The organism is Pareuzebyella sediminis (genome assembly GCF_008367235.1).
Taxonomy (GTDB): domain Bacteria; phylum Bacteroidota; class Bacteroidia; order Flavobacteriales; family Flavobacteriaceae; genus Pareuzebyella; species Pareuzebyella sediminis.
Map to the genome: position 1 here is coordinate 87,055 of NZ_VTZS01000004.1, position 15,509 is coordinate 102,563.

At 43.7% G+C, this 15,509-nt stretch carries 11 protein-coding genes; 6 read left to right on the forward strand and 5 right to left on the reverse strand.

Annotated elements, in window-relative coordinates; genetic code table 11:
• Window positions 1-2: 2 nt before the first annotated feature.
• The 6 genes from F2B13_RS14530 to uxuA all read left to right on the forward strand — a co-directional run bounded on the left by F2B13_RS14530 (window position 3) and on the right by uxuA (window position 8,168).
• Window positions 3-1,853: a RagB/SusD family nutrient uptake outer membrane protein gene (locus F2B13_RS14530; protein ID WP_149304526.1), complete on the forward strand. Its 1,851-nt coding sequence runs from the start codon at window positions 3-5 to the stop codon at window positions 1,851-1,853.
• A gap of 60 nt (window positions 1,854-1,913) precedes the next feature.
• The gene (locus F2B13_RS14535; RefSeq protein WP_149304527.1) at window positions 1,914-3,167 is read left to right on the forward strand and encodes a DUF6807 domain-containing protein; all 1,254 of its coding nucleotides are present in this window, start codon (window positions 1,914-1,916) and stop codon (window positions 3,165-3,167) included.
• 11 nt (window positions 3,168-3,178) lie between these two features.
• Complete coding sequence (locus tag F2B13_RS14540; protein WP_149276511.1) at window positions 3,179-4,555, forward strand: Gfo/Idh/MocA family protein; 1,377 nt, start codon at window positions 3,179-3,181, stop codon at window positions 4,553-4,555.
• A 206-nt stretch (window positions 4,556-4,761) separates the two neighbouring features.
• On the forward strand, window positions 4,762-6,147 hold the full coding sequence (locus tag F2B13_RS14545) for a putative oxidoreductase C-terminal domain-containing protein (protein ID WP_149304528.1): 1,386 nt from the start codon (window positions 4,762-4,764) through the stop codon (window positions 6,145-6,147).
• A gap of 6 nt (window positions 6,148-6,153) precedes the next feature.
• A complete protein-coding gene (locus F2B13_RS14550; RefSeq protein WP_149276513.1) occupies window positions 6,154-6,972 on the forward strand; it encodes an SDR family oxidoreductase in 819 nt (272 codons plus the stop codon).
• A gap of 11 nt (window positions 6,973-6,983) precedes the next feature.
• Window positions 6,984-8,168: a mannonate dehydratase gene (gene uxuA, locus F2B13_RS14555; protein ID WP_198439842.1), complete on the forward strand. Its 1,185-nt coding sequence runs from the start codon at window positions 6,984-6,986 to the stop codon at window positions 8,166-8,168.
• 25 nt (window positions 8,169-8,193) lie between these two features.
• Here uxuA and F2B13_RS14560 read toward each other — a convergent pair whose 3' ends face one another.
• From F2B13_RS14560 to F2B13_RS14580, 5 genes are all read right to left on the reverse strand, one after another.
• Entirely contained in the window at window positions 8,194-8,781 is a 588-nt protein-coding gene (locus F2B13_RS14560) for a precorrin-2 dehydrogenase/sirohydrochlorin ferrochelatase family protein (RefSeq protein ID WP_149276515.1), read from the reverse strand.
• A 20-nt stretch (window positions 8,782-8,801) separates the two neighbouring features.
• On the reverse strand, window positions 8,802-9,392 hold the full coding sequence (locus F2B13_RS14565; protein ID WP_149276516.1) for a DUF4202 domain-containing protein: 591 nt from the start codon (window positions 9,390-9,392) through the stop codon (window positions 8,802-8,804).
• A 53-nt stretch (window positions 9,393-9,445) separates the two neighbouring features.
• The gene (locus F2B13_RS14570; protein ID WP_198440140.1) at window positions 9,446-12,817 is read right to left on the reverse strand and encodes a ThuA domain-containing protein; all 3,372 of its coding nucleotides are present in this window, start codon (window positions 12,815-12,817) and stop codon (window positions 9,446-9,448) included.
• Between the two features lie 242 nt (window positions 12,818-13,059).
• Window positions 13,060-13,401 carry a carboxypeptidase regulatory-like domain-containing protein gene (locus F2B13_RS14575; protein WP_149276518.1) on the reverse strand — a complete coding sequence of 114 codons (342 nt, stop codon included), beginning with the start codon at window positions 13,399-13,401 and terminating at the stop codon, window positions 13,060-13,062.
• Between the two features lie 106 nt (window positions 13,402-13,507).
• Window positions 13,508-15,499, reverse strand: a complete 1,992-nt coding sequence (locus F2B13_RS14580; protein ID WP_149304530.1) for a SusD/RagB family nutrient-binding outer membrane lipoprotein — start codon at window positions 15,497-15,499, stop codon at window positions 13,508-13,510.
• Between the last annotated feature and the right edge of the window lie 10 nt (window positions 15,500-15,509).

Here is a 15,509-nt window from a genome sequence, read left to right on the forward strand (position 1 = left end):
TGATGAAAAATAATCCGAACAATCGTATACTTGCCATTTTTAGTACGGTCTGCTTAATGGCCGTATTCCTTACCTCTTGTGAGGAAGAATTTTTAGATGCAGAACCACAGTCTTTTTTCACACCAAGTAACGCACTTGATACGCCAGATGGCTTGAATAGCATTCTGTCACAAGCGATGCGAAATCTTAGGGCTGAATATTACGGTGATGGGGCACCTATGATTACTGAAAACGTTTTCTCAGAAGTGTCCGTTGAAGGTACGACAGATAAATCAGGCCCTGCCCAGGACTTAAATCTGCTCATTCTACCCGATGCAAATTTAAACAGCGCCAATACGAACAGAATAGGTTGGTTTTGGCAAGAGTTTTACAAGGCCATCAAATATGCCAACACCGTTATCGGAAGGTTAGACGATGCAGAATTTGAAAGTGAGGCACAGAAAAATGATATATTGGGTAGGGCTCTTTTTCATAGGGCGTATCGTTATTACAGATTGACCCAGCAATTTGGTGATATTCCTCTTATTTTGGAAGAGGTGACCAGTCCGAGATTGGATTTTGTAAGTACGTCCCGAGAGACCATACTCGAAAAAATTAAAGAAGATTTGAACAGGGCAGTACCCATGGTTAGTGAAACGGCCAATAATGGAGATGTGAACAGGGCTGCAGTACAACATTTATTGACCAAGGTCAATCTGGCACTCGGTGATTTTGATGAAGCCATAGCTTCTGCATCAGCTGTTATAGATGGTGGTGGTTATGCGCTAATGACAGAAAGGTTCGGGGTAGATGCGGGTGACCCTACCAAAGATGTCACTTGGGATTTACATCAGGTGGAGAACAAAAGCATACCGGGAAATACCGAGGCGATACTCAATGTGATCGACCGACTTGGTTATGAAGACAATGGTGATTTCGGTGGGGGAACAAGTATAATGAGACAGGCCGTACCCCTTTGGTGGCGCTTTATAAATACACCAGATGGCCAGAATGGGATGTCGGATAATCCGGGTATCGAAATCGATCAGGTATTGCAGTATGGGCGCGGTATCGGAAGAAATAGGGGAACCGCCTATAGTACCGAACAGATTTGGGATAATGCCAACAACGACGAACGTTTTAAGGATGGCAATTGGGTAGAAATGGAAGATATGTTGTACAATGCGCCCAGTTTGAAAGATGCTGGCAACCCGTATTACGGGGAAAATTTAGAACTCTACCTTCCCGATGGTACACCGCTGTGCTCTGATACTATTCGCAATTGGTATGACTTTCCCCATTACAAACTTTATGTCGATGATCCACTTGCGGTAAAACCTTCTGGTGGGCATGGCGATTGGTATGTATACCGTTTGGCAGAGACCTATCTCTTGAGGGCCGAAGCCTATTTTTGGAAAGACAATCTTGCCGCCGCTGCCGCCGATATCAATGCGGTTCGTCTGAGAGCCAAAGCTGATCCGATTACTGCGGCAGAGGTGAATATCGACTATATTCTTGATGAGCGGGCACGGGAATTGTACTACGAAGAGAACAGAAAGACGGAACTGACCCGTATTGCATTCATTTTCGCCAAGACCGGCAAGACCGCATACAATGGTCAGAGCTATAGTCTTGATAATTTTTCCCAAAAGAATTTTTGGTATGATAGAATAATGGAAGTTACCGACTTCTATAATATTGGGCTTAAAACTATTCACGGTGACGAATATACCATGAGTCCGTACCACGTATTGTGGCCCGTTCCCGCATCGGCCATTAACGCGAATACGCAAGGCCATATAAATCAAAATGAGGGATATCCTGGCGCCGAGAGCAATGTTCCCCCGCTAACTACAATTCCCGATGTAGATTAGGTATAGGGAGTTCTTTGAGTTGTTTTTTAGTAAATGTCGTTGCTAAGTAAGTTGCCTTTAATGCGAATTGTATTTTTATTTTTGACTGTGATTACCCTTATTTCATGTGAGAATAAGACATCTTTTTACTTCGAGATCGATTCCAGCAACGTAATTTCTACGTCCGAACCTGTGGCAATCGACATCGATAGGATTATTGCGGCCGGGCTAAATGTCGAAAAGCCAATGGTACTTGTGAAAGAGAGCGATGGTAGATCCGTGGAGGTGCCTTTTCAGATGGATGCTTCCGGTCAGAAAATTTGGTTTGTCAATTCGCATGATGAAGGGGCTGGGAAGTATAAATATCGTATTGAAAACGGTGTGCCTACCATCAGGCAGAACACCTATTTGGCCGAGCATAAAGAGAAAGGGAATTTGCAATTGACCTATGATGACAAGCCCCTTATTTCTTATCGCTATGAAATGACCTATCCGCCCGAGGGCGTTGATTCCATATATGGAAAATCTGGTTATATCCACCCTATAACTACACTCGGCGGTGATACCTTGACCCGTATTCAGCCTCCTGACCATTATCATCATTATGGGTTATGGGGTCCATGGACCCATACCCAAATCGATGGGGAGCGAGTTGATTTCTGGAATCTTGGTGAAGGTATGGGCACTGTGCTTTTCAAATCGTTTGAAAATTCAGCTTCAGGAAATGTATTTACCTCCTTCACTGCAAGCCAAGAGCATATTGATTTCAAGATACAAGAACAGCCTCAAGTAGCCCTTAACGAAACATTACAAGTACGTTTGTGGAACTTGGGGAGACCAGACCGGTATATGTTCGATTATATTAGTACTTTTAGCTCGCCTCTCGAGAATGGCATTCTATTTGAAGCCTATCGGTATGGGGGTGGCATTGGTTTGCGGTTTACTGAACGTTGGAAAGCCGATAACTGTACTGTACTTACCTCCGAAGGTAAAGACCGCTCCACTGCCGACGGCAGCAATGCCCGATGGTGTATTGTTATGGGAGAGTCATCAGATAGTACGGGCAGCAGCGGAATTTTGTTTTTGAGTCATCCTGATAATCGAATGCATCCTGAACCCATGAGAATATGGCCCTTGGATGCCAATGGAGGTAGAGGAGATATGTTTTTCGAATTTTGTCCGATAAGGCATGAAGAATGGAAAATTGAACCGGGTAAAAAATATGGATTGAAGTATCGAATGATAGTTTTTGATGGTTATCTTACTGTCGATGAGGCCGAGTCATACTGGCAGTCCTTTGCGGAACAACCCAAAATTGGTATAAGTAATAAGTAAAAGTAGTAGATATGGAAAGAAGAAAGTTTATCAATCGCACTGCAATGGGTACGGCTGCTATGGTCGGGTTCCCATCGATTGTACCGGCTAGTGTACTCGGCAAGGATGCCCCAAGTAATAAGATCAATATTGGCCAGATTGGTTGTGGTAGAATTGCACGTTCGCATGATATTCACGATACTATAAGATTTGATCAGGCCCAGTATTTGGCCGTTTGTGACGTTGATTCCAAACGTGCGAATGACGCCAAAGTATTGGTCGATGATTTTTACAAAAAGAAAACGGGAAAAGATGGTTACGACAATACGAAAGTATATAGTGACTATCGTGAAATGCTCATGAACAAAGATCTTGATGCAATTGTCATCAGTACTCCTGATCATTGGCATTCACAGCCTGCTATGGAGGCGGCCCTTGCCGGTAAGCATATTTACTTACAAAAGCCTACCTCGTTGACCGTTCGTGAGGGACAACAATTACGTGATGTCATCAAAAAAACGGGGGTCATTCTTCAGGTCGGCACCCAGCAACGCGCCATGCCGCAGTTTCGGGTCGCTGCCGAACTTGTAAGAAATGGGCGTATCGGAAAGATTCATACCGTAAAAATAGGATTGCCGGGCGACCCTGCCGGACCTGAAGCGCCCGTTATGCCCGTACCCTCTAACTTGGATTTTGATATGTGGTTGGGGTCCACCCCAGAAGTGCCTTATACTGAAATAGGAGTGCATCCTCAGGATGGATACAGTAGGCCTGGTTGGTTACGTATACGTAACTATGGGGCCGGGATGATTACCGGATGGGGGCAACATCATTATGATTCGGCTGCCTGGGGTATGGATACGGAATTGACCGGACCGATTTCGGTAGAGGCCTTGGCCGAATTTCCAAAATCAGGCCTTTGGAATGTTCATGGTGACTTTTTTGTAAAGCATCAATATGATAACGGAATTACCGTATACACCAGTGGTGGCTATACTAATGGTATAAAGTATATTGGTGAGGATGGATGGATATTTGTATCCAGAGGGGATTATCAAGCATCCGCTAGTGATCCTGTAGATCAGGAAAAAAGTGCAAAGGCCCTGAATGCTTCAGATCCCGAAATATTGAAGTCTACCATTGGAGAGAATGAGATTCACCTAGAAAAAATCGATGATCAACACGGCAATTGGCTGGAGTGCATTAAAACAAAAGAGCAGCCGATCTCACCTATTGAAAAGGGCCACAAAGCATGCGTTATTTGTCTTATTAGTGACATAGCCATGCAATTCGACAGAAAGTTGGAGTGGGACAATGAAAATGAAGTGTTTATAAACGATGATGAGGCAAATGCTATGCTACATCGTACGCAACGCAAACCCTACGGAACGGATTATGTAAAAGTATAAAGTGAATTGAGATGTGACTTACAGCGCCTCCTTTTGACAAAAGGGAGGTGTTTTTTTGAAAAGGGGATATGCCCTCCTAGGCCTAATGCTTATATTTGAAACTGTCTTTTGGGCAATCTCAACAATAAGCTTTGGTGACTATTGATGTCTCGATACGACGGGTCTTATAGGCTGAACTTAATTTTAATGGAAATACTACGGAAGAAATGAAAAATTGTGTAATTGGTATGGCCTTTTGCCTGCTCTTTTCATGTGGGGAAAAAGGGAAGAATGAAAAAAAGGATATGACAGCGGAATCTGAATCGAAATCAATGGTAAAGTTCATGACCTTGGACCCTGGTCATTTTCATGCTGCACTGGTGCATAAAAAGATGTATGGTCAAGTAGATTCCACAACTTATGTATTCGCACCTGAGGGTCCGGAGGTTGCAGATTTTCTCAATAAAATCGAAGCCTACAATACACGAGACGAAGCACCGTCCCATTGGAAAGTCGAAAAGTTCTTCGGCGACGATTATGTAGAAGAAATGCTAGCTGAGAAGCCGGGCAACGTTATGGTGGTTGCCGGTAAGAATTCAAAAAAAATAGACTATATCTTAGCGGCAGTAAAAGCTGGGCTCAATGTGTATGCCGACAAACCCTTAGTTATCAACAAAGAGGGTTTTGAGAAGCTTAAAGAGGCCTTTAAAATCGCCAAAGAGAATAATGTCTTGATTTACGATATCATGACAGAACGTTTTGAATCGACCACAATGATGCAAAAGCTGTTTTCGACGATGCCGGAAATCTTTGGGGAATTGGTCGAAGGCTCGGCAGATGAACCGGCCATCAGCAAAGAGAGTGTACACCACTTTTTTAAGTATGTATCAGGGCAGCCCTTGGTACGCCCGGCATGGTTTTTCGATGTTGAGGAAGAAGGCGAGGGCATTGTCGATGTGACCACCCATTTGGTCGATTTGGTACAATGGGAGGCATTTCCAGGACAGCAAATCGATACTACGGACATTGAGATGATAAATGCCCGTCGATGGCCTACTGTGCTTACCCAAGATGAGTTTGAGAAAGTAACAGGACTTGGCGAATTTCCCGACTACCTTTCAAAGGATATTAAAGACGGTAAGTTGTATGTCTATTCGAATGGCGAGATGACCTATAGAATAAAGGGAAAGGTTGCTAAAGTATCCGTTATTTGGAACTATCAGGCCCCTGAAGGAACAGGGGATACCCATTATAGTATAATGCGTGGAACCAAGAGTAACTTGATCATAAAACAAGGAGAAGAGGAAGGCTACAAACCGGTTCTTTATATTGAAGCCAAAGATCCAGAAGGATTCGAAGGGGCCCTAAATCAGGCACTAGCAAATAAAATTTCACAACAGTTCCCTGGTACGAGTGCCGAAAAAATCTCCGGTTCTCAATGGAGAATTACTATTCCTGATACCTTTAAAATAGGTCATGAAGCACATTTTGGGCAAGTAACCGAAAACTTTTTGAAATATTTCGAAGAGGGAGAGCTGCCAAGTTGGGAAGTTCCGAATATGATCACTAAATATTACACTACAATAGAAGCGCTTCAGAAGGCAAAAGAATAATTGGCCATGAAAAATCAATTTTCGCTTGAAGATAAATGCTATGTGCTATCTGGTGCCACAGGTGCGCTAGGGGGTTCAATATCAGACTATTTGGTTGAAAATGGAGCCAAAGTGGTCTTACTGGGGAGGTCGCCCGAAAAGTTGAAAAAAAAGAAAGAGCAATTAGAACGTATTGCTGAAGGGAATACGATCACCTACTTGGTCGATCTAATGGACGAAGATAGCTTAAAGGAATTAAAACAAAAGATTGTATCAGAGGTGGGCGCCATTCACGGGCTGATCAATTTAGCGGGCGGCAACGTGCCCGAAGCGACCCTTAAACCTGGTCAAAGCATTTTCGATATTCGGTTTAAGGATACCCAAAGTGCGATTGATCTTAACTTGTACGGTACGGTGTTGCCTACCTTGGTTTTAGGGGAAATAATGGCCAAACAAGGTCATGGTTCGATAGTCAATATTTCTTCTATGGCGGCAAAACAATCCATCACGCGTGTTTTGGGCTATTCCATCGCCAAAACCGGAATAGAAATGTTTACCAAGTGGATGGCCTTGGAATTGGGGTCGAAGTTTAGTGATAAGATCAGGGTAAATGCCATTGCCCCAGGGTTTTTTATCGGCAACCAAAATAGGAAGGTACTGATCAACGAAGATGGCTCCTATACCGAGAGGAGTCAAAAAATATTGGCAGGAACTCCCATGGGGCGATTTGGTGATGCTTCCGAACTGAATGGCACGGTTCACTTTCTTCTCAGTGATGCGTCAAGCTTTGTGACGGGGGCAATCTTTGATGTCGATGGCGGGTTTAATTCGTTCTCAGGCGTTTGATCATGGACTATTTGCAAAAAACATTCCGCTGGTTCGGGCCAACTTTTGGCGTTACCTTAGATGATATACGACAAATAGGAGTTGAGGGCATCGTAGCCGCATGTCAACAAGTGCCTGTGGGCGAGGTATGGCCCGAGGAAACGATTGCCTCCCTAAAAAATGAAATCGAAGCACATGGCTTGCAATGGACTGTCGTGGAGAGTGTCAATATCCATACGGCCATAAAATACGGCCTTCCCGAACGTGATGCCTATATTTCAAATTACATACAGACCCTTAAAAATCTGGCTGCAAATGAAATATATACGGTATGCTACAATTTTATGCAACTCATCGATTGGACGCGGACCGATTTGGATTACCAATTGAAAAGTGGCGTGTCGGCCCTGAGGTACGATCCCGTGGCGGCAGCTGCCTTCGATAGCTACATCCTTAAAAGGGAAAATCTAGCCGACACCTATGATACTCCTATGCTTGAAAAGGCCAAAGCCTATTTCGAAAGCCTTGACACGAAAGGAAAAAAACAATTGGAGCAGGCCATATTGGCGGGGATGCCAGGTTCCCGAACGTTGATATCCCTTGAAGATTTTAGAAAAAATCACGAGACCGTCCTAAAGATCGACAAACGTAAACTTCAAAGTAATTTGGCCTATTTTCTGAAAGCGGTCATTCCCGAAGCGGAGAAACTAGGGGTGAAGATGGCGATACATCCCGACGATCCCCCATTTTCCGTTTTTGGTGTACCCCGTATCGTTTCTACTTATGAGGAACTGAAATTTGTACTAGAGAGTTGCCCTTCGTCAAGCAATGGTCTTACCTTTTGTTCGGGATCACTAGGAGCTTCGGCCAACAACTTGGTTCGAATTATCAATGACTTCGGTGACAAGATTCACTTTATTCATCTTCGAAATGTTACGCGTGGTGAGGACGGAAGTTTTTACGAATCCGACCACTTGAACGGTTCGCTGCCCATGGAAGAAATTATGCAGGCAATTGTTCTTGAACAAAAAAAGCGGTTCGAGAGTGGAAGGGGTATTGTGGCCATTCCGATGCGACCTGATCACGGGCATGTCGTTCTGGACGACAAAAAGCGACAGTCCGAATTTTATTCGGGGTATTCATTGATCGGACGGGCCTTGGGCCTGGCCCAACTTTCGGGCCTCGAAAAGGGAATTCGTGCTACCTTGGTACAATAAAGAGGGCTTGCGGGGCTATAGGTATTTAATCGTTATCACTTTTGTTTATCAGACCTTTTGTGAACTCGTTAAGTGCTTCGACCTTTTCTTCAAAATCGCCTTTCAAGGTTTTACGATACGCGTTGAGGTTTTTCACCAAATCGTCAATATTTTCCGGAATCACCTCTTCAAAAAACTGACGTAGTCGTTTCGCAGTTGTCGGTGATTGGCCATTGGTAGAGATGGCGACTTTGACATTGCCCTTGGTTACAATACCCCCCATATAAAAGTCACATAGCGGTGGGTTATCGGCAACGTTTACCAGAATACTGCGTTCCCTACAATCGACGTACACCTGCTCGTTGACCGATGGCTGATCGGTTGTGGCTATAACGATATGTTTATCGGTCAGGTATTTAGGTTTGTATGCATCAATATTCATGTGAAACCCATGTTTTTTGGCGACTTCTTCCGTGGCTTTCCTGAACATAGGCGCCACCATTTCCACTTGGGCATTCGGACTCGATTTTAGTAGAAAGGTTAATTTTTCCAATGCGACATTTCCGCCACCGACGACTAATATATGCAGGTTTGCTGCCTTTAGAAAAATAGGGTAAAGTTCGTTCCGTTCCATTGCTTAACCTGATTAAAATTTTACGCCTTGAGTGCCAAGGCTATTAGGTCTTTTGATTTTTTCGATAAAGGTAATTGCATCGCCGTATCATGACCCTTAGGTGACATTTTACGCCAAGTTTTTTGAAGGATGTCTACGATTTTCTGATCGGGATGCTCGGCCGCAAAAGGTTCGAAGTAGTATTCGAGAAATACAAGGCAAATTACATCTTCCAAGGTTTGGGTGTCCTCATTTTTTTTAAGTTTCTTTTTCTCTAGTAAAAAAACAACCTTGTCGATGATGTTTTGATCATAACCTACTTTCTGCAGTATGGCGGTAGCTTTTTTGGCATGATAGGTTTTTAAATGTTGTCTCCATTTTAGGTACCCCACACGATTCATGTCGTACGAATCCCGTGGTATTTCCCATCGGCAAATGTGCTGGCAACGTGCGGCGAGGTGTACGGCCTCTGGTGCATTAGGTGCGAAGTCGTTCAGTTTTTCCGTCATCCGATAGGCATATAACAGCTCTTTTGGATAGATTTTACCTTCATACGTTTCAGTATTCGGGTCTTTGCTATTCGCTTCATCAAAATACTTGAAAGCATTCGCTAGTTTCGTATTTGTCACCATAATCGCTTTTTTATGCGAAGATAAGAAGGCTTGGTAAAAGCCAAAGGTAATGGCTATTTCCGATTATAATCAAAAGATATCCAGTCGGCATGGCCCATGTTATGTAGCTCATCTTTAGGATTTTTAAAAACCAGGTATAAGGCTCCGTTTTCTAGACTGGGAGTAACGGGAATCGTATAATATGCCGTTTTTTCGTCTCCCTCATATTGCAAAGTTTGGCTTCCGATCACCGGACCGTCAAGTGATCCTTCCCTGATTTCCAAAGTACCCTCAAAATCATAATTCGAATTGAAGAAAGTGGCATACTTTAGATTTTTAAGGTTTTTGAAGTCGATGCCATCGAATTTTAAATAAGAATTGTGAACCAATGGGCCTACGACCCTAGAGTAATTGGTGCTCCATATTCCCGTACCCTCGGTAATTTCGGTGGCGTTCTCTGCTTCCAGCTTCTGACTTTTAAATATGAATTGTTCATTGGCCGTAAGTTCAGAGTTCGGTTGTGCGGGGGTGCCATTATCGCGATAGGAAGCCATAAGAATATAGGTTCCCTCCCCTTGTGAGCGAAGGTGTTGATCAAAGGTCAGCGTACCTTGTAAGGGAAGTGACTTGTCCTTGGCCTTGTTGTCTTTTTGAAGGCTTAATATGTAATCGACCATTTGGCTAACTTCCTCAATATTTAGTTGAGGATGTGCTGCCATTGCCCTTTCTCCCCATACGCCACTTCCTCCTTTGATGATTTTGGATACGAGATAGCCTGTATCTTCAGAGGTGTATTTTTTCGCGATTTCCATATAACTCGGGCCATTCACTTGTTCATTGATGCCATGACAGGCCTTGCAATCAGAAGCTTCGATACGTAGTTTTCCTTCAGGAACAATATTTCTTTGGTGGCCTATCGTGGCCTTAACGATGTCTTTCCCTTCTGGGATGTAATCAAAGGTGACCTTGACCTTTGATGGATCAATGGAACCATCAAGGGTTGTACCGTCCTGTTTGTCGGTGACCAGTATTTTATAATCGATGGTTTTACCGCTCCAGTAAATCGAATCATTATTGGCGACCTGAAGGGTCAAGATGGGCGGATCGTTGCCTACCATTACTTTGGTAAATGTGGTATTTGTGTTGCCCTTCGCATCGGTAACCTTAAGCCGAACATTGTAAATACCCTCTTTTTCGAAGGTAAAAGTAGGGTCGATTTCTGAAGATTGCGATGAATCCGAATCGAAAAACCAGTCGTAGGTCAACGCATCACTATCGTAGTCAAAAGAAGTCGCTCCCGAAAACTGAACGGTAAGGGGGGCGGCACCTACGGCCTTATCATTTTCGATTTGGGCTACGGGCTCACGGTTACCCGGCAAGTATGTAATACTGCTCAAACGTGCATCCAGATTTTGTGAATTCCACTTTTGACCGTACTCGAGGATATAAAGGTTGCCGTTGGAGCCAAATATCATATCCATGGGATGTGAAAATTCAGTATGGGGCATAAAAGCATCGGCCTTTACGTAGTTCTGGTCCTCATCTAAGGTGATGACATAAATCCAATCACGCATCCATTCGTATAGAAACAATTTATCCTCAAAATAGTCGGGAAAGGTATTTTTTGCATCGGGATGGTCGGCGGCATGATATACCGGGCCTGCCATAGGGTTGATGCCTCCCTCTCCCATCCAAGGAAATTCTTCCGAGCGATAGTAGGTCATTGGAATCAATGATTTCTGGGCCGGAGGTAGTTCTTTAATACCTGTATTGTTCGGAGAGTCGTTGACCAAATGATCGGGGTCGAACTTTGGTCCTGAAGTTTCGGTACTAAAATCAAAATCGTTATAGGGTTCGTTATAGCCACGGGTATAGGGCCAGCCCCAATAACCAGCTTGGCGTGCCTGATCGTATTCTCCCATTCCGCTGGGGCCTCTATTGGGGTCCGCTTTACCCGCATCGGGACCGATATCGCCCCAATAGAGATAGCCCGTTTTACTATCGATCGATGGCCTAAAAGGATTTCTATTACCCATGACATAGATCTCAGGTCGGGTTTTGGGTGTTCCTTTCGGAAAAAGATTTCCTTCGGGTATGGAATAGGTACCATCGTCTTCGGGTCTTATGCGCAATATTTTACCTCGTAAGTCATTGGAGTTGGCTGCCGAACGCTGCGCGTCGTAAGCCTTTCGGCCTTGCCTTTCATCGATTGGGGCAAAACCTGAAGATTCGAAGGGGTTCGTATTGTCACCTACGGTTATAAACAAGTTGCCTTGTGGGCCGAACTCCAAAGCTCCGCCACTATGACAACAATGGCGATCGGTAGGGATTTCGAGCAATATCTTTTCGGAGTCAAAATCCAGTACTCTGTCTTTTAGCGTAAAACGTGAAATACGTTGTTTTGATTCATCGCCCTTTACCGAATAAAAGAAATAAATCCAGTTATTTTCGGAGTAGTTTGGATCAACGGCAATACCTAATAACCCATCTTCGTTACCATAAAAAAGATCAAGTTGAGCCAAGGTTTCAGTATTTTCAGAGTCAAAATCATAGAGTTTTAAAGCGCCCCTACGCTCCACAAAAAGAATTCCCTCACCTGGAAGTTCATCAAGTTCCATTGGCTCGTTCAAGTTAAAATCGAGCACCTTTTTTACAAAGCGATCCTCGGGAGGTACCCGGTCCGTAGTGGCTTTTGAATAGTCGAGTTCGGCATCTCCCATGGCATATTGAATACCGCCCCATAGGTGCTTCATGAACTGTGGGTTCTCGAAAGTTTCGTTTGTATGCCCCATTTCTGTGTAGAAGGCACGTCCCCCATCAAACTCATGATACCAAGAAATTGGGTGGTTTTCACCATTGGTCCCGCCCTCATAACTGTTTTCATCAATGTTAATCAGCACGTTGATATCTGGATTAATGTTTCGGAAGTTGTACCACTCGTCATTTTTTATCCACAGAGAATCCATCTGTTGCGTAGCTGCATGATCGGTTCGTACAATATGAAGTTCAGCCTCTTGTATCCTTGGGTGGCCATCGAAAATTGCCCCTACCAAGCGATTGTACCAAGGCCAATCATATTCGGTGTCTGTGGCGGCATGCACGCCTACAAACCCTCCTCCCGCTTGTATATACCGTTCGAAATCGGCTTGTTGAACATCGTTCAAAACATCACGGGTCGTATTTAGAAAAATTACCGTTTTGTATTGTTTGAGGGAATCCTCTTCAAAGTAGTTGGCATCTTCCGTCGAAACGACGTGGATTGCCTTTTCTTTTACCAATTTTTTTAGGGCTTCTACGCCCGCCTCGATAGAACTGTGTCTGAAACCTGCAGTTTTGCTAAATACCAATATTTTTTGTTCTTTTTTACTACAGGATATAGCAGTAATGAGGATTAGGCAGAGGAGGGAAACTATTTTGAGTTCTGGTCGTTTTTTTAGACTCTTCATGATAGGGTGACCTTTAATTCTATTTGGTTTGGTGAATGTCTCTGATTGCAAGGACGATAGAGTAAAGATAAATCGATTTCGATACGTAAGGGCAAGAAATTTTATTTTGGTTGTAAAATTGCTGTCAAAAAGAGTCGCTAATTCTTCAAAATAAGAAACGGTCGGCATTTGGCGACCGACCGTTTCTTTACTAACTCAACTAACTTTTACTTTTTGGATTTTTTCCAATAAGGATCGACCCATTATTGTTTTTTGGTAAGGGTCAGTGCCACCTCTTTCTCGATTTCATCTCCGACATATACGATTTGAGGGGTATTTCCAGTATCCCAGACCGTATCGCGAATGACTGTGGTAGCCCCTATGTAGTAGTTACCGGCGTCAAGCCCGCTGAAGGAAAAGCTACCTTCGCCATCAGTATTGGTATCCATTATAAGTTGGGTGTCTTCGGTATACAATTTTACTGTAATACCAGAGACGACATTACCGTCGTCTGCACTTGCCGTACCTACGATGGTGCCCTGATCGTCTTTACTGCAAGACACTATGGCTCCTAAAACGAGCATTAAAAAAAGTATCCTTTTCATTTTTTAAAAATTTGTAGTTTTTTGAATGTGATGCAATGTGCCCTTTGAATTTCAGATGCTGTTTTTAAGCACATTGCATCGTTTTATAAATGGGTAAAATTTCTTTTTATTCAAGTACGTTTTTCCACTTTGTATCCCTCCCTGTAAACCAAATAGGTAAATCAGGGTTATCGTGTTGGCTTATTCTAGACCACACCTCGGGATCGGTTGCTTGAATGTTCGGGTTGTAAAGGAATCTTTCTTTCCATTTGAAAATCTCATAAGGAGAACCGGGGTTGTCTCCTAAATATTTCACCAAACGACGCGCAGAGGTCCAAGGCACTTCAAAGTTGAACATGTTATAGTGCAATTGTAATTGGTTGAAAATCGACCTCACTTTCTCCTCAGGACCTAGTCCGTCAAAGCGCTGGGCCTCAAATTCGGCGTAAGCACTGGCGTTGTACTGTTCGGAGGGCCTATCCCTATCGATTCTTGATTGATCCATGTTGCTAGGGAAAGAAGGCGTGGTTTGTTTTGAATATTGGTTGTCCACATTTTGTGAATACCAATAAGCACAAGATAGTTCAATAGCCTTCTTGTAGTGATCACGTGCCGACCCGGCATTTCCAAAGCCCCGTACTGCTGCTTCCGCTAGGGAAAGTTCGGTCTCCACGGCATGAAGGGTGGGGTATCGGATATCAAAATTATATTGTGGTCGCACATTGTACTCGGAAATCATATTTCTATCCGTACCGATGGTCCAGTTGATATCTTGGTACTGGGCACAATAAGTTCTAAAGGCGTTGAAAAGAAATGCCTCGCGCCCTGAAAGACTGGCGGCCGCTTCGTCACTCAATCGAATAGTGTGCTCAAATCCTTCTTTACCGAACGTTATTTCGGTGACATTGATATCGGTCATGATCGGATGGTTGATATAATAGCCTCTCATGGCCTTGCTAAAGTAGCTGTTTGGATCACTTCCGTTATCCCAAGAAGTTTCTGCACCGACATACCTGCCCATAATATCTTTAGAGAAAAGATAGGCTACCCTCGGGTCGACAGTGCCATTGGCAAGCCCTTCTTCGGAGTTATCGCCATCAAAATAGTATAAGGTTTGGCCATCGATAACGACACTTTTTTCCGTGGGAATACAATGCATTACATCTTCCAAAAAGCGTTTGGGAGCGCGACATTCGTCAGAACGTTCTCTAAAGGACCGGGTGATTCCCAATTCAACCTGTAAACGGTTGGGTTCGACTATTGCGATATCGGCCAAACCTGCGACGTCCATGGCCTGGTCGAAAAGCGGTTTGCCATTCAGCTCATTGATCGTAGACGTGGTAAGCTCCGGTAATCGCTCGCTCACGGTCATGGCCCAGCGAAGTCTCAATGAATTGATATACTTACGCCATTGTAATAGATTACCGTCGAAGATAACATCTTGGGCTTGAAAGGAGGCTTGTTGACTTGCATCTAGTTCAACGGTTGAAAGATAATCTTCAATTTCTCCTAGTTCTTCGATGATGATAGGATAGATTTCCTCTTGTCCCAAAAATTCAGCTTTGTCACCGTCAAGAGCTCCTGCCGATCCGGTCTGAAAATACGGAACTTCATCATATCCATCGATACCACGTTGATAGGCATAGGCCTTCAATACGTGTAATAATCGCATGTAAAGTACGTCAAGCGTGGTGCGTTCATCCTCTGGAATTCTATTGAACTCTTTCTGACCCCACAAAATCTGCTTTACCCATTGGCTATTTAAGGCATTGAAAACCGATCGGTTAAATCCATTGGATCCCCAATCGTTCTCCACGTCGGTTAGGGCATATGGAATACCATATTCCTTAACATTATAATATAATTGAACCCCTGTGCCCATCACGCGCGATCCGCTACGTAATTGATGGTAGTGCGAACCATAATCACCGCGCAATAAAAAACCACGGGTTAATTGTGAGGTGAAATATCCGGCGATTATACTTACACCGGCCTCATCAGCCTGGCTTTTCGAAAAGCCATCGGGATCTTGATATAAATCTGTAAGCTCGTCTTGACAGCTCGTTGAACCCAGCAGTATCAAGCACGATAATAGCGATTTTAAAAATATGTTTTTCATAGTACTATTT

Bases quoted from the DNA above. Each gene is read 5' to 3' on its own strand.
- F2B13_RS14530 (WP_149304526.1), top strand. From the start codon at position 3: ATGAAAAATAATCCGAACAATCGTATACTTGCCATTTTTAGTACGGTC.
- F2B13_RS14535 (WP_149304527.1), top strand. From the start codon at position 1,914: ATGCGAATTGTATTTTTATTTTTGACTGTGATTACCCTTATTTCATGT.
- F2B13_RS14540 (WP_149276511.1), top strand. From the start codon at position 3,179: ATGGAAAGAAGAAAGTTTATCAATCGCACTGCAATGGGTACGGCTGCT.
- F2B13_RS14545 (WP_149304528.1), top strand. From the start codon at position 4,762: ATGAAAAATTGTGTAATTGGTATGGCCTTTTGCCTGCTCTTTTCATGT.
- F2B13_RS14550 (WP_149276513.1), top strand. From the start codon at position 6,154: ATGAAAAATCAATTTTCGCTTGAAGATAAATGCTATGTGCTATCTGGT.
- F2B13_RS14560 (WP_149276515.1), bottom strand. From the start codon at position 8,781: ATGGAACGGAACGAACTTTACCCTATTTTTCTAAAGGCAGCAAACCTG.
- F2B13_RS14565 (WP_149276516.1), bottom strand. From the start codon at position 9,392: ATGGTGACAAATACGAAACTAGCGAATGCTTTCAAGTATTTTGATGAA.
- F2B13_RS14570 (WP_198440140.1), bottom strand. From the start codon at position 12,817: ATGAAGAGTCTAAAAAAACGACCAGAACTCAAAATAGTTTCCCTCCTC.
- F2B13_RS14575 (WP_149276518.1), bottom strand. From the start codon at position 13,401: ATGAAAAGGATACTTTTTTTAATGCTCGTTTTAGGAGCCATAGTGTCT.
- F2B13_RS14580 (WP_149304530.1), bottom strand. From the start codon at position 15,499: ATGAAAAACATATTTTTAAAATCGCTATTATCGTGCTTGATACTGCTG.